General features: G+C 62.2%; 22 protein-coding genes and 1 pseudogene. 13 read left to right on the forward strand and 10 right to left on the reverse strand.

What is annotated here, in order from left to right; genetic code table 11:
* Window positions 1-19: 19 nt before the first annotated feature.
* The 5 genes and pseudogenes from PQR40_RS21600 to PQR40_RS21620 form a co-directional block, all read right to left on the reverse strand.
* Window positions 20-544: pseudogene (locus PQR40_RS21600) on the reverse strand (hypothetical protein); the annotation flags it as partial.
* Between the two features lie 378 nt (window positions 545-922).
* Complete coding sequence (locus PQR40_RS21605; RefSeq protein ID WP_408509841.1) at window positions 923-1111, reverse strand: hypothetical protein; 189 nt, start codon at window positions 1109-1111, stop codon at window positions 923-925.
* A gap of 36 nt (window positions 1112-1147) precedes the next feature.
* The gene (locus PQR40_RS21610; RefSeq protein WP_408509842.1) at window positions 1148-2482 is read right to left on the reverse strand and encodes a type II toxin-antitoxin system HipA family toxin; all 1335 of its coding nucleotides are present in this window, start codon (window positions 2480-2482) and stop codon (window positions 1148-1150) included.
* A gap of 11 nt (window positions 2483-2493) precedes the next feature.
* The gene (relB, locus tag PQR40_RS21615) at window positions 2494-2862 is read right to left on the reverse strand and encodes a type II toxin-antitoxin system RelB family anti-toxin (RefSeq protein ID WP_408509843.1); all 369 of its coding nucleotides are present in this window, start codon (window positions 2860-2862) and stop codon (window positions 2494-2496) included.
* A gap of 187 nt (window positions 2863-3049) precedes the next feature.
* On the reverse strand, window positions 3050-3919 hold the full coding sequence (locus PQR40_RS21620) for a LysR family transcriptional regulator (protein WP_408509844.1): 870 nt from the start codon (window positions 3917-3919) through the stop codon (window positions 3050-3052).
* A gap of 365 nt (window positions 3920-4284) precedes the next feature.
* On the opposite strand from PQR40_RS21620, the gene PQR40_RS21625 reads away from it, so the two are divergent.
* The gene (locus tag PQR40_RS21625; protein ID WP_408509845.1) at window positions 4285-6669 is read left to right on the forward strand and encodes a bifunctional acetate--CoA ligase family protein/GNAT family N-acetyltransferase; all 2385 of its coding nucleotides are present in this window, start codon (window positions 4285-4287) and stop codon (window positions 6667-6669) included.
* A 208-nt stretch (window positions 6670-6877) separates the two neighbouring features.
* On the opposite strand, the gene PQR40_RS21630 is transcribed toward PQR40_RS21625, so the two are convergent.
* Window positions 6878-7423, reverse strand: a complete 546-nt coding sequence (locus PQR40_RS21630) for a hypothetical protein (RefSeq protein ID WP_408389673.1) — start codon at window positions 7421-7423, stop codon at window positions 6878-6880.
* Between the two features lie 77 nt (window positions 7424-7500).
* Window positions 7501-8289, reverse strand: a complete 789-nt coding sequence (locus tag PQR40_RS21635; RefSeq protein WP_408239001.1) for an IclR family transcriptional regulator — start codon at window positions 8287-8289, stop codon at window positions 7501-7503.
* Window positions 8290-8654: 365 nt separating this feature from the next.
* Here PQR40_RS21635 and PQR40_RS21640 point away from each other — a divergent pair, with 365 nt between their 5' ends.
* The 9 genes from PQR40_RS21640 to PQR40_RS21680 all read left to right on the forward strand — a co-directional run bounded on the left by PQR40_RS21640 (window position 8655) and on the right by PQR40_RS21680 (window position 17709).
* Window positions 8655-9704 carry a sugar ABC transporter substrate-binding protein gene (locus PQR40_RS21640; RefSeq protein WP_408509846.1) on the forward strand — a complete coding sequence of 350 codons (1050 nt, stop codon included), beginning with the start codon at window positions 8655-8657 and terminating at the stop codon, window positions 9702-9704.
* The gene (locus PQR40_RS21645; RefSeq protein WP_408239004.1) at window positions 9701-11221 is read left to right on the forward strand and encodes a sugar ABC transporter ATP-binding protein; all 1521 of its coding nucleotides are present in this window, start codon (window positions 9701-9703) and stop codon (window positions 11219-11221) included. The genes PQR40_RS21640 and PQR40_RS21645 overlap by 4 nt, the downstream gene beginning before the upstream one ends.
* Window positions 11211-12269, forward strand: coding sequence for an ABC transporter permease (locus PQR40_RS21650; RefSeq protein ID WP_408509847.1), 1059 nt, complete (start codon window positions 11211-11213; stop codon window positions 12267-12269). The genes PQR40_RS21645 and PQR40_RS21650 overlap by 11 nt, the downstream gene beginning before the upstream one ends.
* A 40-nt stretch (window positions 12270-12309) precedes the next feature.
* The gene (locus PQR40_RS21655) at window positions 12310-12630 is read left to right on the forward strand and encodes a UxaA family hydrolase (RefSeq protein WP_408239010.1); all 321 of its coding nucleotides are present in this window, start codon (window positions 12310-12312) and stop codon (window positions 12628-12630) included.
* Window positions 12631-12672: 42 nt separating this feature from the next.
* Window positions 12673-13986: a UxaA family hydrolase gene (locus PQR40_RS21660; protein ID WP_408239013.1), complete on the forward strand. Its 1314-nt coding sequence runs from the start codon at window positions 12673-12675 to the stop codon at window positions 13984-13986.
* 135 nt (window positions 13987-14121) lie between these two features.
* Window positions 14122-15162 (forward strand): aldo/keto reductase, encoded by a 1041-nt coding sequence (locus PQR40_RS21665; protein ID WP_408509848.1) that lies wholly within the window; start codon window positions 14122-14124, stop codon window positions 15160-15162.
* Between the two features lie 7 nt (window positions 15163-15169).
* Window positions 15170-16000, forward strand: coding sequence for an amidohydrolase family protein (locus PQR40_RS21670; protein ID WP_408509849.1), 831 nt, complete (start codon window positions 15170-15172; stop codon window positions 15998-16000).
* Between the two features lie 54 nt (window positions 16001-16054).
* Window positions 16055-16798: an SDR family oxidoreductase gene (locus PQR40_RS21675; RefSeq protein ID WP_408239021.1), complete on the forward strand. Its 744-nt coding sequence runs from the start codon at window positions 16055-16057 to the stop codon at window positions 16796-16798.
* A gap of 62 nt (window positions 16799-16860) precedes the next feature.
* The gene (locus PQR40_RS21680) at window positions 16861-17709 is read left to right on the forward strand and encodes an ureidoglycolate lyase (RefSeq protein WP_408336769.1); all 849 of its coding nucleotides are present in this window, start codon (window positions 16861-16863) and stop codon (window positions 17707-17709) included.
* A gap of 161 nt (window positions 17710-17870) precedes the next feature.
* Here PQR40_RS21680 and PQR40_RS21685 read toward each other — a convergent pair whose 3' ends face one another.
* Window positions 17871-18305 (reverse strand): PaaI family thioesterase, encoded by a 435-nt coding sequence (locus PQR40_RS21685; RefSeq protein WP_408208335.1) that lies wholly within the window; start codon window positions 18303-18305, stop codon window positions 17871-17873.
* A gap of 270 nt (window positions 18306-18575) precedes the next feature.
* Between PQR40_RS21685 and PQR40_RS21690 the strand changes: the two genes are divergently transcribed.
* Window positions 18576-20198: a methyl-accepting chemotaxis protein gene (locus PQR40_RS21690; RefSeq protein ID WP_408509850.1), complete on the forward strand. Its 1623-nt coding sequence runs from the start codon at window positions 18576-18578 to the stop codon at window positions 20196-20198.
* A 112-nt stretch (window positions 20199-20310) separates the two neighbouring features.
* Here PQR40_RS21690 and PQR40_RS21695 read toward each other — a convergent pair whose 3' ends face one another.
* Window positions 20311-20514, reverse strand: coding sequence for a cold-shock protein (locus tag PQR40_RS21695; protein WP_007178724.1), 204 nt, complete (start codon window positions 20512-20514; stop codon window positions 20311-20313).
* Window positions 20515-20732: 218 nt separating this feature from the next.
* Here PQR40_RS21695 and PQR40_RS21700 point away from each other — a divergent pair, with 218 nt between their 5' ends.
* Entirely contained in the window at window positions 20733-21008 is a 276-nt protein-coding gene (locus PQR40_RS21700) for a hypothetical protein (RefSeq protein ID WP_408239033.1), read from the forward strand.
* Window positions 21009-21062: 54 nt separating this feature from the next.
* On the opposite strand, the gene PQR40_RS21705 is transcribed toward PQR40_RS21700, so the two are convergent.
* On the reverse strand, window positions 21063-22172 hold the full coding sequence (locus tag PQR40_RS21705) for an AGE family epimerase/isomerase (RefSeq protein ID WP_408509851.1): 1110 nt from the start codon (window positions 22170-22172) through the stop codon (window positions 21063-21065).
* A 271-nt stretch (window positions 22173-22443) separates the two neighbouring features.
* Here PQR40_RS21705 and PQR40_RS21710 point away from each other — a divergent pair, with 271 nt between their 5' ends.
* Window positions 22444-23130, forward strand: a complete 687-nt coding sequence (locus tag PQR40_RS21710) for an MgtC/SapB family protein (RefSeq protein WP_408239039.1) — start codon at window positions 22444-22446, stop codon at window positions 23128-23130.
* Window positions 23131-23205 lie beyond the last annotated feature (75 nt).

Below are 23205 nucleotides of genomic sequence, written 5' to 3' on the forward strand. Positions count from 1 at the left end.
AGCCTTGCGTAAAAGTTCCCGTCAGCGCGCCATCTACCGTTCCGCTTCCGACTGGGCCTGTGATGACCACGTCGACGCCAAACGTCGCGCCGTTAAAGCTCCACGCGCCACCGTAGTTGCCAGTGTTTCCTGGCCCGAAATACCTTGTGCTCCCCCCGCTGTCTACTCTATAGAAGCGCATGCCAACACCCGGTACGTTGGTCGCAAAGGTGTTGGGATTGCTGCTAACCTGGGATCCGCCATTGACGGTGTATGACCAGACGGTGCCACTGTCACAGTTGGCGTAATAGCCAGTAGCAGGAGTCCCCGCTTGCGCTGGCGCGGAGTAAATAACAGTTCCGATTGCCGCATTACGCGGGACTGTGAGTTGCGGGATGCTGTACGTAAAGTTCAAAGGCCCAGCACCATTTGCCCAGGAGCAATCGGCTCGCGCGGTCGTCGCGCAAAGCAGGAAGATGGCGGCGGCCTGGCACGTGACGCGGAAAATGCGCAACAGATTCGCCGCACGCAATGAATGGGTCAGTCGCCCTGACGGGTTCAGCACGCGGACACTGCAACTTTTCAACCGGTTCAATTTGCACCTCGAAGTGATAAACCATTTGCAACGAGTTCATATCGTTGGCGGCGACGACCTGTCGCCATGTCGAGGCCAATGTTGTCGAAAAGGAATCCGTGAGATCGGACCAGGAAGGGCTTGATGATCGAGTGGCGAGTCATATATGAATCGGCTTGATTGCCGGTTCAACCCTCATGTCTTTACGGTGGCGCGACAAAGTCATCGGCAAAATGCATTTTCGCTGTCCACTGCCTCAGTAAATATAGGAAGAATCTTAATAAGTAGGAAAAATCTGACGGTGAGTGCAGTGGATGCTGCTTAAAAAAGGAAGGGCGCCTCGGATTCTGATTCTTCTTTTTGCGCACCTCACCCCATCTTCAAGACCTCTTCCCGCATCCAGCCGGCAAACGCCTGCACATGCTCAAGCGCCGCGTGGCGTTCCGCCACGTCGAGCCAGGAACCGAAGGGTCCGGCCACTTCGATATCGGAAAACTGCGCAAGACTACCGTCATACAGGCGCTCATCGACGAAGAAGGTAAGCGCCGCTTCGGCCATAGCTGGATGCGCGCAAAAGCAAAGATCTCCCGCTCGCTATTCTGCTTCTTCCTCGAGTTCGGGGCGTAGCATCGGCCGCCCCAGCAGCTTGCGAGCCTGGTCCGTCTGGTCATGTTCAAAGGCGTCCTCGAAGTCCGGCAGTTCCTGAGGAGTAAGGCCGACCTCGGGCGTCACCGCCACCTGCTGCCAGTCCAGTACCGCGTCGAGAACTTCGGCCAGAACGACCCGCGCCTGGCCCTCGGACAGCGCGAAGTACGCGCGCGCGTCCAGAAGCATCTGAACCGAATCGATAGGACCGGCGTCCTCCGTAAGCCAGGTCTTGGACTCGCGCAGCTTGCCGGGCATCGGGTTCACGTCGAAGGCCGGCGCGATGCGCCACTGACCATTGCCGTCGTACAGGAAGCCCAGGTTCTGGAGATGGTCGTCGGTATTGGTGACGAGCAGATTGAAGATCAGCCGCCGCCATAGTTCCCGCGCGTCCTGGTCAGGATGCGAGCATTTCTGCTGCATGACATCCACGATTTCCGTGTAAGCGTGATCGTCCTGGCGCGAGGCCTGCAACATTGAGGCGGCGGACAGATAGGGAACGCGCAAGTCAGCGCCTTCCCGGTCAAACCGTTCGATGAGGGCAACCGGCGTGCCATTGAGATCAACGCAACGGGCATTGGCCGTGGTGATGCCCGCGTTGCGCGCGAGATGCAGCGCCAGCACTTCGGCCCGTGTGACGTTGACGGTGTCCTTCACGCTAGGAAACTTGCCGATGGCCAGCTTGCCGTTTTCATCCAGCAAAGTGCACTTGGGACGCATCCCGCCGAGCGAGGTGCCCTTGCCCTGCAGGTAGCGCAGATCTTCGGTGGTGTCCTTGCTCGTCTCGACCGCACGCGTTGCCCTATACATCCGCTCAAGCTCGATCAGAGGCGGCGTCGCACGCCGACCTTCAGCAACCGTGCGTAGATATACACCGTCCTCGCAAAGGCGGAGCGCGCCAACGCGGCTGAAATCATCCACTGCGCACAGATAGTCGAGCTCGTTCAAGGGCGGCAGACGTGGATTGCTCTTGCGTTCTTTGGCGCGTGCGCGTTCGATGATGCGGCGCCCCCACGCGTCAGGCGCGGTATCCGCCAGCGCAAAATGAAACGTCGAGTCCGCTGCATTGGCTGCCCGACGCGACTGATAGCCCGAAACTAGCGGCAGATCAGGCGAGACTTCAAATCTGTCCGGCTTCGTCAACCAGGCATCGTCATAGACGAGCTGTGACACCTCGCGACGCCCTTGGCTCGCGTAGGTCAGATGCCCGACAAGTTGCCCGGACGCCCCGAGGTGAACCTCCAGGTTCTGACGAATACCGGGTTTGGCGGCTTTGGTTTTCATTCGCAAGGCCTTCAGAACGCTTTGGTGGCTTTTTTGCGGGTGCGTACTCGCTGAGGAAGCTTCTCATCCATCAACATGAGACCGGTATCGTCCTGGCCACTGTCGAGGAGGTCGTTGAGGCGTTGCAACTCTCCGAACAGATGGAGCGCCCGAGCCAGGAAGTGCAACTGCACGCGCGGGTCGCCCGCTTCCATCCGCTTGACGGTATTGAGTCCCGCCCCAATCCGCTCGGCGAGCGCCTGCTGCGTCAGCCCTCGTCGGCGACGCGCACGGTTGAGGTCCTCGCCGAGTTTCGAGAGCGTTCGCTGCACCGGCGTGGGGAGCGGTTTCTCGATATTACGGCCCTCATGTGGGCTTTTAATGGGTTTAGTGGACTCCATGAGGGCTATTATAGTAGATACACCAGAGTGCGTTAGTGAAACTGTTTAATGGTCCTTGTATGGGCTATTAACCTGCTTAAAAGCCCGTGTATGGGCCATTAAACACCAGTATGCAGGGTTGGCCGATGAATAGAGGGTGAGCCCGGCGCAGCGAACCCCTGAGCGAGGAAGCCTGGCTCCGCGCACCTCACCCCGTCTTCAAAACCTCTTCCCGCATCCAGCCGGCAAACGCCTGCACATGCTCAGGCGCCGCGTGGCGTTGCGCCACGTCGAGCCAGTAACCGAACGGCCCGGCCACTTCGATATCGGAAAACTGCGCGAGACTGCCGTCCGCCAGTTCCTCTACGATCATGTTCCGGTCGACGATCGCCAGCCCCCCGCCTTTGCGTGCCGCGCGAATCGCCTGCTCAAGCGTGGAGAACTCGGTGCCGTTCTCCGCGTAACGGGCAGGCATACCCGCCTTTGCCAGCCAGTTCGGCCATAGGTCCAGCCTGGCGTCGTTATGCAGCACATGCAGCGCCGGCATATGTTCTAGCAGCATGTCGAGCGGCTGCCCAAGCAGGCGCGGCGCGCCAACCAGCACATGGCGTTCGATCATCAGCAATTCGGAATGCGCACCTGCCAGCGCGTCACGACCGAAGCGGATGCTGCAGTGACAGTCCTCGGTGGGTGAGGTGCGGACAGACAGTTCGACGTCGGGCAATTCGTCCGCCAACGAACCAAGCCGCGGCGAAAACCATTGCGTGGCGAAAGTGGGCGGCACAGCGAGTACGAGACGGCGACGGCCTTTTGCTGCAGTGATCTGACGGAAGCCGCGCTCGATCGTGTCGAAGGCCTCGGAGAGGCAAGGCAGGAACTGCAGCCCGGCTGGCGTCAGGCGGATGCCCTTGTGATCGCGCTCGAACAGTTTTGTGCCGATCGACTCCTCAAGCAGCTTGATCTGCCGGCTCACCGCGCCTTGCGTCACGCATAGCGCAGTGGCCGCGCGATTGAAGCTCATATGACGGGCCGTCTCTTCAAAGAAGCGCAACGCGATCAGCGATGGCAAGCGCCGCATAAATCACCTTCTGTCTCTTTGGGTCATCCGTTGCCGGCCGGCTGGCGTCCTGCCGTGACCACGGAATCGATGTGCGCGCTGTGTGCCTGCCGCGCGTTGTCTCCGACGCGTGATGCAGGCCGTCATCTGCCGACGATTTTTCTGGCCAATGTGCCGTCTAGCCTCTCGAGGATTGTCGCATTCCGGCTCAATATTTTGCCTGAGTGCGCTAAAAAAATTCCAGTGTGCGTTGGCTCGGATCAAGCCGAAACTCGTGCACGTCAAGCCGCCCGATCAGGAGCCCCGCGCAAGGTCCCGACTTCGCCTATCCTGACGAAGACGCGCGCCGGCCACCGGGCGCGCCTTCTCCACTCCGCGGAGCGCCCGTGACCGTTCGCAATCTCGACGCCTTGTTTCGACCCAAATCCGTCGCCGTGATCGGTGCTTCCGAGCGGCCGGGCAGCACCGGTGAGATGGTGTGGAGGCGTGTGCTGGAAGGCGGCTTCGAGGGCCCCGTCTGGCCTGTCAATCCGAAATACGACACGCTCGACGGCCGCGCGGTGATTGGCGACGCAGGCGATCTGCCACACGCGCCCACCGTTGCGGTGATCTGCACGCCGCCGGACACCTGGCCTGGCATCATCCACAAGCTCGGCGGATTGGGCACGCGCGCGGCGATCATCGTCGGCGAGGTGCGCTGCGACGAGGACCGGCTGGCGCTGCGGCATGCGTTGTCCGCGGCGCGTCCGCATTTGCTGCGCATCGTCGGGCCGGGCAGTCTCGGTGTGGTGTCGCCGGCGTTCCACGCGTATCTCGGCGCGCCTTCGTGCACGGTGAAAGCGGGTGGCGTGGCGTGGGTGTCGCAGTCGAATGCGTTAACCAATGCGGTGCTCGGCTGGGCACATGCACGCGGGCTGGGGTTTTCGCACGCGGTGGCGCTCGGCGGCGAGGCTGACGTGGATGCCGGCGACGTGCTCGACTATCTGGCAAGCGACCCCGGCACCCGCGCCATCCTGCTCGAACTGGACACGGTGCGCGCGGCGCGCAAGTTCATGTCGGCTGCCCGGGCGGCGGCGCGCAACAAGCCGGTGCTGGCGCTGCGCTCGGGCCGTGCCGATCCCGCCGATGCGTTGTACACTGCCGCGTTCCGTCGCGCGGGCATGGTGCGCGTGGACGCGCTCGACGATCTGCTCGACGAAATCGAAACCCTCGGCGTGGGTCGCGTGGCGGCGGGCGCCACGGCCACGTTGATCACGAGCGACAGCGGCCTCGCCACACTTGCCTGCGACGCCTTCGCAGCCGCCGGCGACACGCTTGCGCCGTGGCCCGCCGAAGCCGATGCGGCGCTATCCGAAGCGCTGCCGTACGCGGTGCCGGGCAACCCGCTGCAACTCGGCGACGACGCTCGTCCCGAGCACTTCGGCACCGCGCTCAAGCTGCTCGCCGACCACCGCAGCACGGGGACGGCCTTCGTGGTTCACGCGTCGACCCATGGCGCGCCGGTCGGCGAGGTTGCGCAGGCGCTAATCGCGAATCAGCGTTTCGCGTATCGCGGTTTGCTCGCATGCTTTTTCGGCGGCGTGGATGCGGCGACGCGGGACGCGCTGCACGCGCAAGGCATCCCGGTTCACACGACGCCGCAGCGGCTCGCGCGCGCGTTCGCCCGGCTGGTCGATTACCGGATGGGCCGCGAGCTGTTGATGCAGACGCCGGAAGATCTGCCGGCGCAGGTTCCCGAAGCAATCGACGCCGCCCAGGCGCAGGCGCGCGCCGCACTCGCCGCAGGTGAGCGCCAACTAACCGGGGAAGCGGCCGCTCAATTTCTTGAGCGCTTCGGGCTGCGCGTCGAAACGCAAGCGGGCGCCGACCAAGCCGCTACGCCGTCGCAGAAACCGGTCGTCGATCTCGCCGTGGAGCTTCACGACGACGACAACTTCGGCCCTGTGTTCCGCTTCACCGCGCCGTCGGCGGATGGCGTCTCCGAGCCGCTGCGCGTGTACGGCCTGCCGCCGCTGAATCCGATGCTGGCGCGCGACATCGTCTCGCGCTCGCGTTACGCCCGGCTCATCGCGCCGGAACCGGCACTAGCCGCGTTGACGGCGCTCTCGCAGGCCGTCTGCGACGTCAAGGAGATCGTCGGACTCGCGTTGACGTTGAGGGTGTTTTCCGACCATGTGGTGGTGGTCGAACCTACTCTGAGCATCGCGCCGACGCGCAGTCGGCTTGCGATCGTGCCGTACCCGAGGCGCTTTGAAGAGACGCTCGACTGGCAAGGTCTGCGGGTCACGGTGCGGCCGATCCGTCCGGAAGACGAAGCCGCGCATCACGATTTCGTTGAGGCGATGACGCCGGAGGATTTGCGCCTACGGTTCTTCGGCGCGGTCGGCAGTTTCGACCATTCACAACTCGCGCGCATGACGCAGATCGACTACGACCGTGAGATGGCCCTGATCGCGACAGTGGACAGTGAAGAGGGTTTCACGCGGACGCTCGGCGTGGTGCGCGCCGTCGCCGATCCCGACAACGAGACCGCGGAGTTTGCGGTCGCGATACGCTCGGACCAGAAGGGTCGGAAGCTCGGGCAGTTGCTGATGGACCGGATCATCAAGTACGCGCGGGCGCGCGGCATCCATTGGCTGGTCGGCGAGGCGTTGCGGGAAAACGGTCCGATGATCGCGCTCGCCAGATCGCGCGGTTTCACGATTACGCCGACGGAGGATCCGGGCGTGGTCGGCTTCAGGATGGCGCTGGATGAAACGGCGCAGGGTTAAGTGGCGGGGGCGGCGCTTGCCGAAGCGGTCAATCTGGCGGGAGCGGCGAAGACCGGTGCTCAAGGGTGAAATGCGCGGCCACGGCGAAGCCGTAGCCGCTGCGCGTGGCCGCCACCCGCGAGATGGCCGCCAATCGCAAAAGATGCCGACCGCCTGTGCTGCTTATGTGGCAAGACTAACGGCCAGGCGAGGCGTTAAGAATTGAGCTTTAAGCCGACAGCTTCGCCGCAGCCTCGTCGACCTGCGTGCGGGTCACGGCCAACTCTTCCAGCAACGCTTCAGCGTAAACAGCGCCGGTCTCGCGCTCAAGACGCGCGATGGTCGCCGCGCAACGGTTCGCGTCCTTCAGCGTCGCAATGAACGACTTCACCGATTCACCCGCCTTGAAGGCATCGAACAGAGGAACGCGGATGTCGTCCGGCAGCGCGCGGTTGGTCCATTGATACGGCTTGCCGTTGAACGTGAACGACGGCGGCAGCACACGCTCTTTCTTCGCGGCCGGAATCAGGCCGAAGGTGCGCGCGGCATCGCCGATCTGCTCGGCCGAAAACAGCTCGTCCGGGCTGATGTCGAATTGCTGGATGAAAGTCTCGATGCTTTGCATCGCTGCGGCGCGGTCGTCGCGGCGCTTCTGCGCATGAGCGACGATGTCGCGCAGTTCGTCGGCTTCTTCAGGCGTGATCGTGAAGCTCGACTGCTTCTGCTGGAGTTCGGAAAAACGCAGGAATTCGGAATCGGTCAGAAGTTTCGCCATTGCTTGATCGTTGAGCGCGCATGAGGGGACCCATGCGGCGTGATTTTTGAGAGGGTCGCCATTCTAAACCATGTGCACTAGACCGCCTCTTCCCGAAACATCGATAGCGCCTGCACCGTCTCGCGCAGCAACCCCGTCGCCGTCTCCAATGTCGGCGCAACGTATTCGTCGATGCGTCGCAAATACGGGCAGGTGAGCGCCGCGATCGCCTGGCCGGACGGCCCCTGGACCGGGAAGGTGACGTCGGTCACGCCGAACGTCTGCTGACTGTCTTTCTGCGAAAAACCCGCCGCGCGAATCCGTTCGCAGGACTGTTCCAGGGCGTCGCGATCGATCGTGACTTCGCCCTTCACCTTGGTGTGTTCCGCGAGCATCTGTTCACGCTGCTCGTTGCTTTGAAACGCGAGCATCACGCGGCCCGAACCCGTATCGATCAGGCCGACCCGCGATCCGAGCCGTACCGACATCCCCCACGTGCCTGGTCCGTCCACCTGCGCGATCACCAGCAGATTGCCGCGGTCGTACACCGCCAGATGACATGACTGCTCGGCCGCGTCGGCAAAACGCTGCATGAGCGGCAGCGCTTCGGAGATCAGACGGTTCATCGGCGGATGACGATGCGCGAGCGCATACAGCTTCAGACTCAGCGAATAGCGGTCGCCCGCCGCCGAGCGCACCACGTATTGCCGCGCGACCAGTCGCTCCAGCATCCGGTACATCTCGCTCGCGTTGCGTCCCAGCAGCTTGGTGATTTCGGCGCGCGTCAGCCCGTCTTTCTGCTCGGCGAGCAGTTCGAGGATGTCGAGGCCCTTGTCCAGCGCGGGGGCGCGGTAACGGTCGGCGTCGTCTTTGTCTTCAGCGTCCATCGTGAGCGAGGTTCCGTGTGCAGTTCTCATTATCCGGGTGAGTGTACGTGTAGGGCGATTCTCGTGCGAGGCGACGCGGGTCCAGGGGAAACACTGACGCATGGTGCAGTGCACATTGCTTGACTTCAAAAAGTCCGTATATGAATAATACGTTCATTGGTGAATTAACGTACACCAATACTTCATAAGAAAGCGCAGGACGAAGCGCCCACCACTCGCATGGCGGGTGCACGCAGTTCCCACAACGCATTGCTTTGCATGGGGCCGGAGTAAGTGCTTTGCATGGGACCAGAGTAGCGCGCTAAAGCGCGAACTCCGGTCGACAGCTAAAGCGCCAACTTCGGACCGACACAGAGGAGACAACCATGACGTTCGCAAAAGGGCCGCACGCGGCTCACCGTATGTTCCAGAGTTCGCTGTTCGCCGTCGCGGCGGCGGCTTGTATAGCCGGCCTCGCTGTCAGCGGTGCCGCACAAGCCGCCGACGCGGGCAAGATCGGTCTCGATCTGCCGCTGCTCACATCGCCGTTCTGGCAGTCGTACAACAACTATCTGCCCAAGTACGCGAAGGACATGGGTCTGGATATCCTCGCGCCGGTCAATTCGAACGGCGACCCCGTCCAGCAGATTACCGACATGAACAACCTGCTGAACCTCGGCTCCAAGGGCATCGTGGTCGGCCCGCTGGATTCGGCGGCGATCAGCCGCGCGCTCGATGCGGCAGCGGCGAAGAACGTGCCGGTCGTCGCCGTCGACGTCGCGCCGACGCAAGGCAAGGTGGCGATGGTGGTGCGCGCAGACAACCGTGCGTATGGCGAGAAGGCGTGCAAGTACATCGGCGAGCATGTGAAGTCGGGCAAGGTCGTGCAGATCATGGGTGACCTGGCCTCGGTGAATGGGCGCGACCGGTCCGAAGCGTTCCGCTCGTGCATGAAGGGCTTTCCGGGTTTGTCGGTGCTGGAGATTCCGGCGGCCTGGAAGGGCGATGTCGCGGCCACCGCGCTCGATAGTCTGCTCACCGCCAATCCCGACGTGAAGGGCATCTACATGCAGGCGGGCGGCGTTTATCTGTCACCGACGCTGCAAACGCTGCGCCGCAAGCAGATGCTGTTCCCCGCCGGCAATGCGAAGCATGTCGTGATCGTCAGTAACGATGGTATTCCGCAAGAGTTCGAGGCGATCCGTCGCGGCGATATCGACGCCACCGTCTCGCAGCCCGCTGATTCGTACGCGAAATACGGTCTGTTCTATATCAAGGCGGCGCTCGCCGGACAAACCTTCAAACCGGGTCCGACCGATCATGGCAGCAACATCATTCAGCTCGCGCCGGGTCTTCTTGAAGACCAACTGCCCGCACCGCTCGTGACAAAGGCGAATGTCGACGACAAAGCGTTGTGGGGAAACACGGTTAAATGAGCGAGCCGACGCCCTCCATGCCGGTCGTCGAAGCGCTTGAGGTCACCAAGCGCTTCGGCTCCACGGCCGCGCTAAAAGACGTGAGCATCCGCGTGATGCCCGGCGAGTCGCATGCGCTCGTCGGGCGCAACGGGGCGGGAAAATCGACGCTGGTGTCGATCCTCACCGGCCTGCGCAAGCCCGATACCGGCGAGGTGCGTTTCAGTGGCGCGGCCGCGCCGTCGATCGCGGATCGCGACGCGTGGCGCGAGCGTGTGGCCTGCGTTTATCAGCATTCCACGATCATCCGCGATCTCTCCGTCGCGGAGAATCTGTTTATCAACCGGCAGCCGTCACGCGGCGGCGTGATCGATTGGCGCGCCATGCGCCGCGACGCGCGTGAACTGCTCGATCACTGGAAGATCGACGTGCGCGAAGACGCGCGCGCCGGCGATCTGAGTGTGGAAGCGCGGCAACTCGTGGAGATTGCACGGGCGCTGTCGTACGGCGCGCGCTTCATCATCCTCGATGAACCTACCGCGCAACTCGATGGCGACGAGATCAAGCGCCTGTTCCGCCGCATCAGCGAGTTGCAGCGCGAAGGCGTGACGTTCCTCTTCATTTCTCATCACCTGCAGGAAGTCTATGAAATCTGTCAGGCGGTGACGGTGCTGCGCGACGCGCGGCATATCGTCAGCGCGCCGGTTTCCGCGTTGCCGCGCGAGCAACTGATCGAAGCGATGACGGGCGAGCGCGGCGGCCTTGCCGTCGCCGATGCGGCGGCGCGCGATGCGCTGCCTGCGGACACCGCCATCGCGCTGGAAGTCAAAGATCTGGCGGGGTCCGATTACGAAGGCGTGTCGTTTACGGTGAAGCGTGGCGAAGTGGTCGGGCTGACCGGTGCGACGAGTAGCGGCCGCACGAGCGTGGCCGAAGCGATTGCCGGTTTGCGTGCGGCCAAACGCGGCGCGATCAGCGTGGATGGCGTGAAGTTGCCCCCAGGTGACGTGCCGGCAGCGCTGGCGCACGGCATTGGCTGCGTGCCGAAGGATCGTCATCACGAAGGGCTGGTGCTGACGCAATCCGTTGCCGAAAACGCCTCGATGACGATCACGCGTCTGCTCGGCAAATTCGGCATTGCGCCACCGGCGAAGAAAAATGCCTTCGGCCAGAAGATGATCGACGCGCTCGGCATCGTCGCGCAAGGTCCGGAGCACATTGTTTCGGGGCTATCGGGCGGCAATCAGCAGAAGGTCGTGATGGCGCGCGCACTCGCCACCGATCCCAACGTGCTCGTGCTGATCGATCCTACGGCGGGCGTTGACGTGAAATCGAAAGAAGCGTTGCTGTCGGTCGTGGATCGCGTGCGTGAAGACGGTAAAGCCGTGCTGGTCGTGTCCGGCGAACTCGACGATCTGCGCACCTGTGACCGTGTGCTGGTCATGTTCCGTGGCCGTGTCGCGGCCGAATTTCCCGCAGGTTGGCAAGACCATGACCTGATCGCATCCGTTGAAGGAGTCAGTCTCCATGAAGAATAGTGTGCCCAGCCCTGCATTCAGTACCGCGCAAGGTCAGGCGCAGCAGCCCGCCGTGACCGCGGCGCGCGGCAAGCGTGCCCGTGCCCGCAGCGAACTCGCGCGGCTGCGCGAACTGGCCTTGCTGCCCGCCCTCGCGTTGCTGCTCGTGATCGGCGCGTTTGTCAGTCCCAGCTTTCTGACGAAGGCGAATCTGATCAGTGTGCTCGGTGCCTCCGCGGCATTGGCATTGGTCGTGCTCGCCGAATCGCTGATTGTCTTGACCGGCAAGTTCGATCTGTCGCTCGAATCGACAGTGGGCATCGCGCCCGCCGTTGGCGCGATGCTGGTGATGCCGGCGGCGTCCGCGGGGTTCGGGACGCAATGGCCGGCGGCGGTAGGCCTGATTGCGATCGTCGTGGTCGGCGCGGTGATCGGCTTCGTCAATGGTTTCCTGGTGGTGCGTCTGCGGCTGAACGCATTCATCGTCACGCTGGCGATGCTGATCGTGTTGCGCGGCATGCTGGTCGGCGCGACCAAAGGCGGCACGCTGTTCGATATGCCGCCGTCGTTCTTCGCGCTTGCCACCACTATCGTGCTCGGTTTGCCGTTGTCCGTGTGGCTCGCGGCGGCCGCATTTGCGATCGCTGCGTTCGTGCTGCGCTACCACCGCCTGGGCCGCGCGTTATACGCGATCGGCGGCAATCCGGAAGCAGCGCGCGCGGCAGGGATTCGCGTTGAGCGTATTACGTGGGGCGTATTCGTGCTCGGCAGCATGCTGGCCTCGGTGGGTGGCCTGATCGTGACCGGGTATGTCGGCGCGATCAACGCGAATCAGGGCAACGGCATGATTTTTACGGTGTTCGCGGCGGCGGTGATCGGCGGCATTTCGCTCGACGGCGGCAAGGGCACGATGCTCGGCGCGCTCTCAGGCGTGTTGCTGCTCGGTGTCGTGCAGAACCTGCTGACGCTTGCACAGGTGCCGTCGTTCTGGATTCAGGCGATCTATGGCGCGATTATCCTCGGTTCGCTGATGGTGGCACGGCTCGCCAGCGGCGAAGGCCAGAACTAATGCGTACGCATCACGGAGAACTCATTTGACCAGCCGTCCAATGCAAACATCGCAAACCGACCCGCGCCTGATCCTGCTCAGTCCTGCGGATAACTGCCTGATCGCGGCGGCGCGTCTCGATGCAGGCACGCAAGTCGAGATCGAGGGTGCACGCGTGACGCTCGCCAAAACCATCGACCTCGGCCACAAGGTCGCGCGCCATGATCTCTCGAAAGACGACAAGGTGCTGCGTTACGGTGCAGTGATCGGGCATGTGACCGGGGCGGTGGCGCGCGGTGCGCATCTGCATACGCACAACCTCGAAAGCGATTATCTGCCCACTTATACGCACGACGCGGGCCATGAGTTTGTCCATCACTGAGTTGAGCACAATGACGTGGCTTTGCGCCGCGCTGGAATGACCATGACTGACACTTCCGTAGCATCCGCCGTCACGCAGCAGCCCATGCTGCAAGGCTACCTGCGCAGCGATGGCCGCAAGGGCATCCGCAATATAGTCGCGGTGGCGTATCTGGTCGAGTGCGCGCATCACGTCGCGCGCGAGATCGTCACGCAGTTTCGAGAGCCGCTCGATGCATTCGACGATCCTTCGGCCGAGCGCGAGCCGCCGGTGCATCTGATCGGCTTTCCCGGTTGCTATCCGAATGGCTACGCCGAAAAGATGCTCGAGCGTCTCACCACGCATCCAAACGTGGGTGCGGTGCTGTTCGTGTCGCTCGGGTGTGAGAGCATGAACAAGCATTACCTCGTCGACGTTGTGCGTGCGAGCGGACGTCCCGTCGAAGTCCTGACGATTCAGGAGAAAGGCGGCACGCGCAGCACGATTCAATACGGCGTCGACTGGATTCGCGACGCACGCAAGCAGCTTGCCGCGCAGCAGAAAGTGCCGATGGCGCTGAGCGAACTGGTGATCGGCACGATTTGCGGCGGTTCGGACGGAACCAGCGGCATCACCGCGAACCCAGCCGTGGGCCGCGCGTTCGATCATCTGATCGACGCGGGCGCGACCTGTATCTTCGAGGAAACCGGCGAGCTGGTGGGCTGCGAATTTCACATGAAAACGCGCGCCGCAAGGCCGGAACTCGGGGATGAAATTGTCGCGTGCGTAACAAAGGCGGCACGCTACTACTCGATCCTTGGGCATGGCAGTTTTGCCGTCGGCAATGCGGACGGCGGCCTCACCACGCAGGAAGAGAAATCTTTGGGTGCGTATGCAAAGAGCGGGGCGTCGCCGATTGTCGGCATCATCAAACCCGGTGACGTTCCGCCGACCGGTGGCCTCTATCTTCTCGATGTCGTCCCAGATGGCGAACCGCGCTTCGGCTTTCCGAACATCAGCGACAACGCGGAAATCGGCGAACTGATTGCATGCGGTGCGCATGTGATTCTGTTCACGACCGGACGCGGATCCGTGGTCGGCTCGGCGATTTCGCCGGTCATTAAGGTGTGCGCGAATCCCTCGACGTACCGCAACCTCGCCGGTGATATGGACGTCGATGCAGGTCGCATTCTCGAAGGTCGCGGCACGCTCGACGAAGTCGGTCGCGAAGTGTTCGAGCAAACGGTCGCGGTGTCACTCGGTGCGGCGTCGAAATCTGAAATGCTCGGACATCAGGAATTCATCCTGACGTACAAGACTTTTGAACCGGTGGGCCCGGCGTGTTTGCCGTCGAGCGCTGCATCGCCGCATCGGGTTGTTGCGATCGCGTCGCACTGAGCGGTCCATGCACGATCCTATCGACAGACAATCCGTTAGGGTGGCGGGCAAATCTCGTCCCCGCGTGGTAAAAACACAGATGGATCAGAGTAAGCGCTAAAGCGCCAACTCTGATCGACATAGGAGACGCAGTCCATGACGGCAACGGTCGGTTCGAGGATCGAACAGCGGCGCGGCATCGGCCGCCGCGCATTGCAAGTGACAGGATTGGGGCTCGGTACGGCGCCGCTGGGCGGCCTCTATCGCGATCTGTCCGATGAAGAAGCCCACGCGACGATTGCCGCCGCGTGGGACGCCGGCGTGCGTTACTTCGATACTGCGCCGCACTATGGCAACACGAAGGCCGAGCACCGTCTTGGCGATGCGCTACGCCGCTATCCGCGCAGCGAGTACGTGTTGTCCACCAAAGTAGGCCGCCGTTTTGTGCCTCGCACCACGCCTTACGATCCAAAGGATGGCTGGCAAGACCCGCTGCCCTTCGAAGGGATCTACGACTACACGCATGACGGCATTCTGCGTTCGTTCGAAGACAGCCAGCAGCGCCTCGGCATCGTGGATATCGACATTCTTCTCGTGCACGATATCGGCCGTCTCACGCATGGCGACAAGAACCCTCATTATTGGCGGCAGTTGACCGAGGGCGGCGGCTTTCGTGCGCTCGATGATTTGCGGTCCTCGGGCGCGGTGAAGGCGGTTGGGCTTGGCGTCAATGAAGGCGCAGCCATACTCGATGCAATGGCTGAATTCGATATCGATTGCGCGTTGCTTGCCGGCCGTTATACGCTGCTCGAACAGACCACCCTCGGCGACCTCTTGCCGGCATGCGAAACGCGTGGTGTCAGCATCCTGTTAGGCGGCGCGTTCAACTCGGGCATTCTGGCGCGCGGTGTCGAAGGCGATCTGAAATTCAATTACGGCGACGCGCCTGCAGAAATCATTGAGCGCGTCGCGCGGCTGGAAGCGGTGTGCCGGGTACATGGCGTGCCGCTTGCTGCCGCGGCCTTGCAGTTTCCGTATGCGCATCCGGCGGTCGCAACTGTGCTGACCGGGGCGCGCAGTGCCGACGAATTGCGCGAGAACGCCGCGTCGTTCGAGCAGCCGATCCCGGCGGACTTATGGTCCGCGCTGCGTGACAAAGGCTTGCTCGACAGCCGCGCGCCCGCGCCAGAGGATTGATTTGACGATGCATATCGACGCCCACCAGCACTATTGGGACCCCGCCCGGGGCGACTACGAGTGGCTTACGCCGGAACTGAAAATCCTGTACCGAACGTTCGGTCCCGCCGATCTCAAACCTTTGCGTGAAAGAGTGGGTGTCGAGCGGACGGTGGTGGTGCAGGCGGCGCCGACGATCGACGAAACACGCTACTTGCTGGACATCGCGCGCAAAGAGCCGTCGATTGCGGGGGTGGTGGGCTGGGTGCCTTTGCTGTTGCCGAATGCGCCGGCTGTTATCGACGCTTTCGCGCATGAGCCGAAGTTCAAGGGCGTGCGGCCGATGTTGCAGGATCTGCCCGACGACACATGGATTGCGAACCCGGATCTCGCCCCCGCGATGGAGGCGCTGATCGCGCACGACCTCGCGTTCGACGCGTTGATTTACGCGCGGCACGTCGAGCATTTCGAAACGTTCGCGGCGCGCTTTCCAACGCTGCGCATCGTCGTCGATCACGGCGCGAAGCCGCCGATCCGCTACGGTCGCGCGGGTTGGCAATCATGGGCCGATGCAATCACGCGGCTCGCAAAGTTACCGCAAGTGCATTGCAAGCTGTCGGGACTCGTCACAGAAGCTTCACCTGGCTGGACCGAGGAAACACTTCATCCGTACGTCGAGCATCTGCTGAAGTCATTCGGTCCGGCACGTCTGATGTGGGGCAGCGACTGGCCAGTGCTCGATCTGAACGGCGACTACCTGCTCTGGCACTCGGTGTCGAACACGTTGCTTGCGTCCTTGAGCGCCGACGAGCGCGAAGCGGTTTTCGGCGGCAACGCCACGGTGTTTTATCGACTTTGATGTGACGAACACGCGTTACGAAGACAAGAGAAGCCCATTCAACTGGAGTCGTAGATGACACAAAGACTGGCCGGCAAGACGGCCCTGATCACCGCGGCAGGACAAGGTATCGGCCTTGCCACGGCGGAACTGTTCGCGCGCGAAGGTGCGCGCGTGATCGCCACCGACATCCGCATCGACGGACTCGCTGGCAGGCCGGTCGAGGCGCGCAAGCTCGACGTGCGCGACAACGCGGCGATCAAGGCGCTGGCGGCCGAACTCGGCCCGATCGACGTGCTGTTCAACTGCGCTGGCTTCGTGCATGCCGGCAACATCCTCGAATGCAGCGAAGAAGATTGGGACTTCGCCTTCGATCTGAATGCGAAGGCCATGTACCGCATGATCCGCGCGTTTTTGCCCGCCATGCTGGAGAAGGGCGGCGGGTCGATCATCAACATGTCGTCGGCAGCGTCGAGCGTAAAGGGCGTGCCGAACCGCTTTGCATATAGCGCGTCGAAAGCCGCGGTGATCGGATTGACCAAGTCCGTTGCTGCAGACTTCATCACGCGTGGTGTACGCTGTAACGCGATTTGCCCGGGCACGGTGGCTTCGCCGTCGCTCGAACAGCGGATCGTAGAGCAGGCCAAGGCGCAAGGCGCGACGCGCGACGCCGTGCAAGCGGCTTTTGTCGCGCGTCAGCCGATGGGCCGCATCGGCAAGCCGGAAGAGATCGCCGCGTTGGCGCTGTATCTCGCGTCTGACGAATCGTCGTTCACCACCGGTCATGCGCATGTGATCGACGGCGGCTGGTCGAACTGACGCGCACAGATCAACGCTGAAACACGAACCGAATATCACTGAACGTAAAGGGAAGTGCAACGATGAAACTGCTTCGTTATGGGCCGAAAGGCCAGGAAAAGCCAGGCCTGCTCGACGCGCAAGGGAAGATTCGCGATCTGTCGAAGGTCGTTGGCGATATCGACGGCGCCGCGCTGAGCGACGAGAGTCTCGCCAAACTGCGCGCGCTCGATCCGGCTTCGCTGCCGTTGGTCGAAGGCAATCCGCGCATGGGCCCATGCGTCGGCAAGATCGGCAAGTTCATTTGCATCGGGCTCAACTATGCGGATCACGCGGCCGAATCGAATCTGCCGGTGCCGTCGGAACCGGTGATTTTCAACAAGTGGACGAGCGCGATCTGCGGCCCGAACGACGACGTCGAAATCCCGCGTGGATCGAAGAAGTGCGACTGGGAAGTCGAACTCGGTGTGGTGATCGGCAAGCCGGCGAAATATATCGACGAAGCCAACGCCCTCGACTACGTCGCCGGTTACTGCGTGATCAACGACGTGTCGGAACGCGAATGGCAGATCGAACGTGGCGGTACGTGGGACAAGGGCAAGGGCTTCGATACGTTCGGCCCGATCGGCCCCTGGGTCGTGACGCGCGATGAAGTTGCCGATCCGCAGAACCTGGGCCTGTGGCTCGAAGTGGATGGCCACCGCTACCAGAACGGCAGCACGAAGACGATGGTGTTCGGCGTTGCGAAGCTGGTGTCGTATGTGTCGCAGTGCATGAGCCTGCAACCGGGCGATGTGATTTCAACCGGCACGCCGCCGGGCGTCGGCATGGGTGTGAAGCCGAATCCAGTGTTCCTGAAGCCGGGCCAGACGATACGTCTCGGCATTGAAGGTCTAGGCGAGCAGAAGCAGACGACTTACGCGGCGGAGTGATTCGCTTGCTGCTGAGTTGAAATGTGTTGCTGATAAAAGGGTCGTTCCCGCATCGAGCAGGAACGGCCTTTTTTATGGATCCGCGCGTGAGCGTCCCGTCGTGTTGACACGCGTGTTGAGTTGACACGGCCTCGCAGGCAGCGCGACCGATCTATCGACTTTCACCCCGCCGGTTCGTGCTCGCCGTTCTCGCTGATGCGATTGATCGTGCCTTGTGCAACAGCGACGAGCTTCTCGCGGCCACCGTCCATCACATACACGTTGCACTGGCAGGTTGCCTGAAGCCGGCCCGCGTAGACGACCTTCGCCCGCGCGATCAGCGTGCCGTTCACCACCGGTCGCAGATAGTTGATCTTGTACTCGCCGGTCACGACCTTCGGGCCCAGCGACAGCGCGCCGGCGAACGTCAGCGCATTGTCCGCGAGATAGCTGATGACGCCGCCATGCACGAAGCCATGTTGTTGCCGCAGCTCGTCGCGGATCGGCAGGCATAGTGTCAATTCGTCAGTGCCTGTGTGCATCAGCTCGGCGCCTAGCAGCATGCTGAACGGCTGGGCATGCAGTGCGCCGCGCGCCCGGTCGAGGAGGTCGGTCATCGGGAGTCCTTCGGGCGTGGCCCGCAGTGGCATCTGCACCGGCGTGCGTTGTGCAGTCCCTACCCACTCTAGGAAGCGCCGGCGCACGGCGTCAAGGTGAATCGGAAATATCTGCTCGGCATTGTTGTGCGAAATGACTTGAATTGCGGAGTTGGCCGATGAAAAGGGGATGTAAGACGATTTTTGACGACATTGATCTCAAGCAAAGTTCGGCCTTGCCGTTAACCCTGACGTAGATCTCCCGTCATTCTTTGTTTTCAGGTGTTCACGATGTTCAGCAAGATCAAGGTCGCATCCGGCCTGTTGTGTGTTCTGGCCGCGTTCTGCGTTTTCCAGCTTGTCACGGTGGGTTTGGGGTTCTGGTCACTCACGCGCACTCACGACGACGTGGGTGATCTGTCGAGCATCGCCTTGAAGCAGGTGGACGCGGTCAATGAAACGACCCAGCGCCTGATGGATGCGCGCATCAACCTGTCACGCGCCGGTACGCGCATGGTGCGAGGCGGCGCCGAGCCAACCGACATCGTGCAGCACGCTCGCGAACAGCTGACAGCCGCGGATCAATCGTTCAGCGCCTTCATGAGTGTGCAGAAGACCAGCGACGAAAACAGTGCGCGCGCCGCCGCACTCGCCGAGCGCTATAAAAAGCTGCACGACGCGCTCTCGGAACTGGCGCAGTTCCTCGATTCGAACAATATTCAGGCCTTTCTTGACCAGCCGACCCAGTCGTTCCAGGACGCCTACCTGGCCGAGTCGCACAAGTTCGTGCAATTCGGCGACGCCGCGAGCCGTGCGTCGCTCGATTCGATCGATGCGCGTATGGCCATGTTCCGTGGCGTCAGTATTGCGATCTTGCTGGTATTGGTGGTGGGCACCTTTGGGGTGTACGCCGCCCTACGTCGGGGCGTGGTGGCGCCGCTGGAAGAAGCCGGCCGTCACTTCGATCGCATTGCGCAGGGGCGCCTCGACCAGCCGATCGCCGCGCGCGGCACGAATGAAATCGGCCACCTGTTCTCGGGCCTCGCGAAAATGCAGGCCAGCGTGGCGCGCACCGTGCAAACCGTGCGCGAATCCGCCGACTCGATTCACCTCGGTGCCAATGAAATCGCCACCGGCAACGCCGATCTGTCGGCTCGCACCGAAAACCAGGCGGCATCGCTCGAAGAAACCGCGTCGAGCATGGAGGAATTGACCGCCACGGTGCGCCAGAACGCCGATCACGCCCGGGAAGCCAATGCACTCGCGGAATCCGCCCTCCAGGCGACTTCGCGCGGCAGTGAAGTGGTCAATGAGGTGGTCGACAAGATGCACGGCATCGCGCAAAGCTCGGACAAGATCGCCGAGATCATTTCGGTGATCGACGGCATCGCGTTCCAGACCAATATCCTCGCGCTGAACGCGGCCGTCGAAGCGGCGCGTGCGGGCGAACAGGGCCGTGGTTTCGCCGTGGTGGCGGGCGAGGTCCGAGGGCTTGCTCAGCGCAGCGCGCAGTCGGCGAAGGAAATCAAGACGCTGATCAGCGAGTCGGTTGCCGAGATTCAGGGCGGCTCGACGCTGGTCGAGCATGCCGGCGAGGCGATGAGAAACGTTTCCGCATCGATCTCGCGGGTCACCCAGATGATGGCGGAAATCAGCGCGTCGTCGCTCGAGCAGAGCACGGGTATCGAGCAGGTCAATCAGGCGGTGGTGCAGATGGACGAGATGACGCAGCAGAACGCGGCGCTCGTCGAAGAAGCAGCCGCAGCGGCAGCCTCACTGCATCAGCAGACGCAGCAATTGAAGGAGGCCGTCTCGGTTTTCGAAATTTCGGAAACTGTGTTGCGGACGCAACAAATGGACGAGATGCGCGGGCAAGCGGCGGGGTTTGCGCTGTCGGGGCTACGGGCAATTTAGGCCGCGCACGCGCCCCAAAAGAGGGCATCTGCAAAAGAAAATGGCCCGCCGAAGCGGGCCATTTTGCATCAGACGCAAGCGCCTAAGCGTGCCTCAAAGTACCTGAAGGTACTTAGGCCGGCTGGATGTTCGCAGCTTGCTTGCCCTTCGGGCCTTGCTTGACTTCGAACGTCACTTTCTGGTTTTCCTGCAGGGACTTGAAGCCGCTGCCTTGAACTTCCGAAAAGTGTGCAAACAGGTCTTCGCCGCCGTCGTCCGGGGTGATGAAGCCAAAGCCCTTTGCATCGTTAAACCACTTCACAGTACCTGTTGCCATTTTTAATCCAGTAAATGTTGTGTGTTGCATTCGCGACCGCTATTTCTCAACACGAGATCGAGCGCGAAGTACGAGTTGTATCACGTCTTTATGATGGACGCCAATCAACAAGTATTCGGGTATTCCCCTGATTGGGCCCTTTTGGGGCTTGGAAGCATTTTGCAGGGGTGTCCCAGCCGGTAGGGTAAACTGGTTGTATTACTCTTCCAGGAAAAACATTGACACATTATTTGCAAGAAGAACTCACCTCGTTCTGGAGTCGTTTGACCCCTTATCTCGCGATATTGGAGTCGAAATCACCTCAAGAAGGCGCCCCGGATCCGGTTGGCCGTATCACGGTCGATACCGAAGACCACCAGGCTTTTGCCCTTCACACGACCGACAAAAAGCCGCACGGCGACACATCGGATACCCCCACCGGACAAAGCGCGACCTACACGCGATTTAAGACTGCCGACGCCGATTGGGGACCTTGGCAACGCGAAGAATATTGATTGACCGGTCAGTCGGCTTTTAACGCCGATGCCCGGCAAGACGGCGGCCGGCGCTTAGCCCGGCAACGCGTCATAGGCGGTCGCGAGATGATAGGGTGTGGTCGACGGCATGTCGGCACGCGCCACTTCACCGGTCGCCGTTTTGCATTCGAACCAGCCTTGCGGACGCAGAAAGCGTTGCTGGAAAAGCTCGATTTGCCGCGGCAGCGCGGCAAGCGCAGCCGGGTCGTCATGGCTCGCCAGTGCACGCAGATATTCCGTCTGAGCCCAGATCCGCTGGATGGCGTCCTTGACTCCTCCGGTTTCGTCGAGCGAGGCGCACACGCCGCCCGTTTGCGGGTCGACACCATATTGCTGCGCGAAGCTGAACGCGCGCGTCAGCGATTCGTCGAGACCTGTGGCTTCGAACAACGCGCCGGCCTGTTTGACCAGCCAGAACCACTCGAACTGGTGGCCCGGTTCCAGACGGTTGTCGTCCGCGCCAATCGGCAATTCAGCGATGCAGCCGGTCGGCGCATGCACGAAGTGATGCGCGACGGCGCCGGCAAGGCGGCGCAGTGCGGCGTCGAAGGCGTTATCGCGCGTGGCGTCGCGGGCGGCCAGCCAGGCTTCCGTCAGGTGCATCAGGGGATTCTGGATCGGCGTGCCGGTCACGCTGGCGAAGTCCGCGGTGAGCGCGGCGTTGAACAGATCGTCACTAGCCGCGAAGTGCGACTGAATCAGTGCCGACGTGCGATGCACGACTTCCAGCGCGTCGCGGTTGCCGGAACGGCCGCCGTATTCCGCACAAGCGAATACCACGAACGCATGCGTGTACAGGTCTTTGGTGGTGTCGAGCGGCGCGCCCTGTGCATCGACGCTATAGAACCATCCGCCGTGGCGCGTGTCCTGAAAGGTGTGCATCAGCGAATCGAACAGCACCTGGGCGTGCGCCGCATCGCCTGCTTGCGAGAACACGAACAATTGTCGCGCGCACGCCATGGCCCGGTAGCGTTCCACGGGCAACGGCTCGGGACCCTCGGCACTGACCGCTTCGTACGGCAGCTTCAGCGCGGTGTTGAAACCGGGCCCGCGCCACAGCGGCAGCACCACGCGAGTGAAATGATCGCGCAGTGTGGCGGCGAGATTGATCGTCGAAGTGGGGGAAGGGGTCATGCTCTGCATAGTTCAGTTGGTCAAACGGGCCATTCGAAGCGGCGGTGGAATTTGGCTCTCGCTGCGGCGCGGTTGTTGGCGATCGTGCTGTGCCGGCGATTGTGGTTACTGATCGTGGATACTAATTGGCCTGCAATGAGATGGCCCGGAAGCAGCATGACGACTGTCCCAGCAATCCGCGCGACGGCGTGCGGCCAAGCATAAAGCAAACGGCTGCCGTTGGCACTCCACTACAGGTGCGGGACACGCTTCAAATAATTTCAGATAAGGAGGAAAAACAATGTTGGGGAACCTCGAACTCATTTCCCGTCTGGTGCTGGCCGCTGCGCTCGGCAGCGTCATCGGCTTCGAGCGCGAACGGCTTTCGTGGGCCGCGGGCTTACGCACGCACATGCTGGTTTGTGTCGGTTCCACGCTCATCATGATCGTATCGGCCTATGGTTTTGCTGAAGTACTGACAGGCGATCACGTTGTGCTCGACCCGTCGCGGATGGCCGCACAGGTGGTCTCCGGCATCGGCTTTCTCGGCGCGGGCTCGATTCTGCTGCGCGGCGAAATCGTCCGCGGGCTGACGACGGCGGCCAGTCTCTGGTCGGTCGCGGCTATCGGGCTGGCGGTTGGCGGCGGGCTGTACACGGCGTCGATCGCCGCGACCATCATCATTCTGATCATCCTCGCCGGGATCAAGCCGCTCGAGCGCCGTTTCATTACGGTGAAGCAACGGCGTCAGCTGACAATGATCGTCGAGCGCGGCACCATGACGTTCCATTCGCTGCACGACGAACTCGGCGCTGCGAGCCCGCGCGTCAAGCAATTCGTGATGCAGCAGAGCGACGACGCGCCGGAGTGCGATGAAGTGGTGATCACGTTGCACCGCGTGTCGAATACCGAATATGAGGCGATCTGCGCACGCTTGCGTCAGTTGCATGGCGTCAAGCAGTTCCGGCAGGACGAGACGTCGTCTTAAAAACGGAAAAACGTCGGCGAATGGCTTCGGCAGGGGCGGGCGGCCATGCGACAATGCGGTCTCGAAAAATTCCAA

It is taken from the genome of Paraburkholderia sediminicola (assembly GCF_046026855.1).
GTDB classification, from domain to species: domain Bacteria; phylum Pseudomonadota; class Gammaproteobacteria; order Burkholderiales; family Burkholderiaceae; genus Paraburkholderia; species Paraburkholderia sediminicola_A.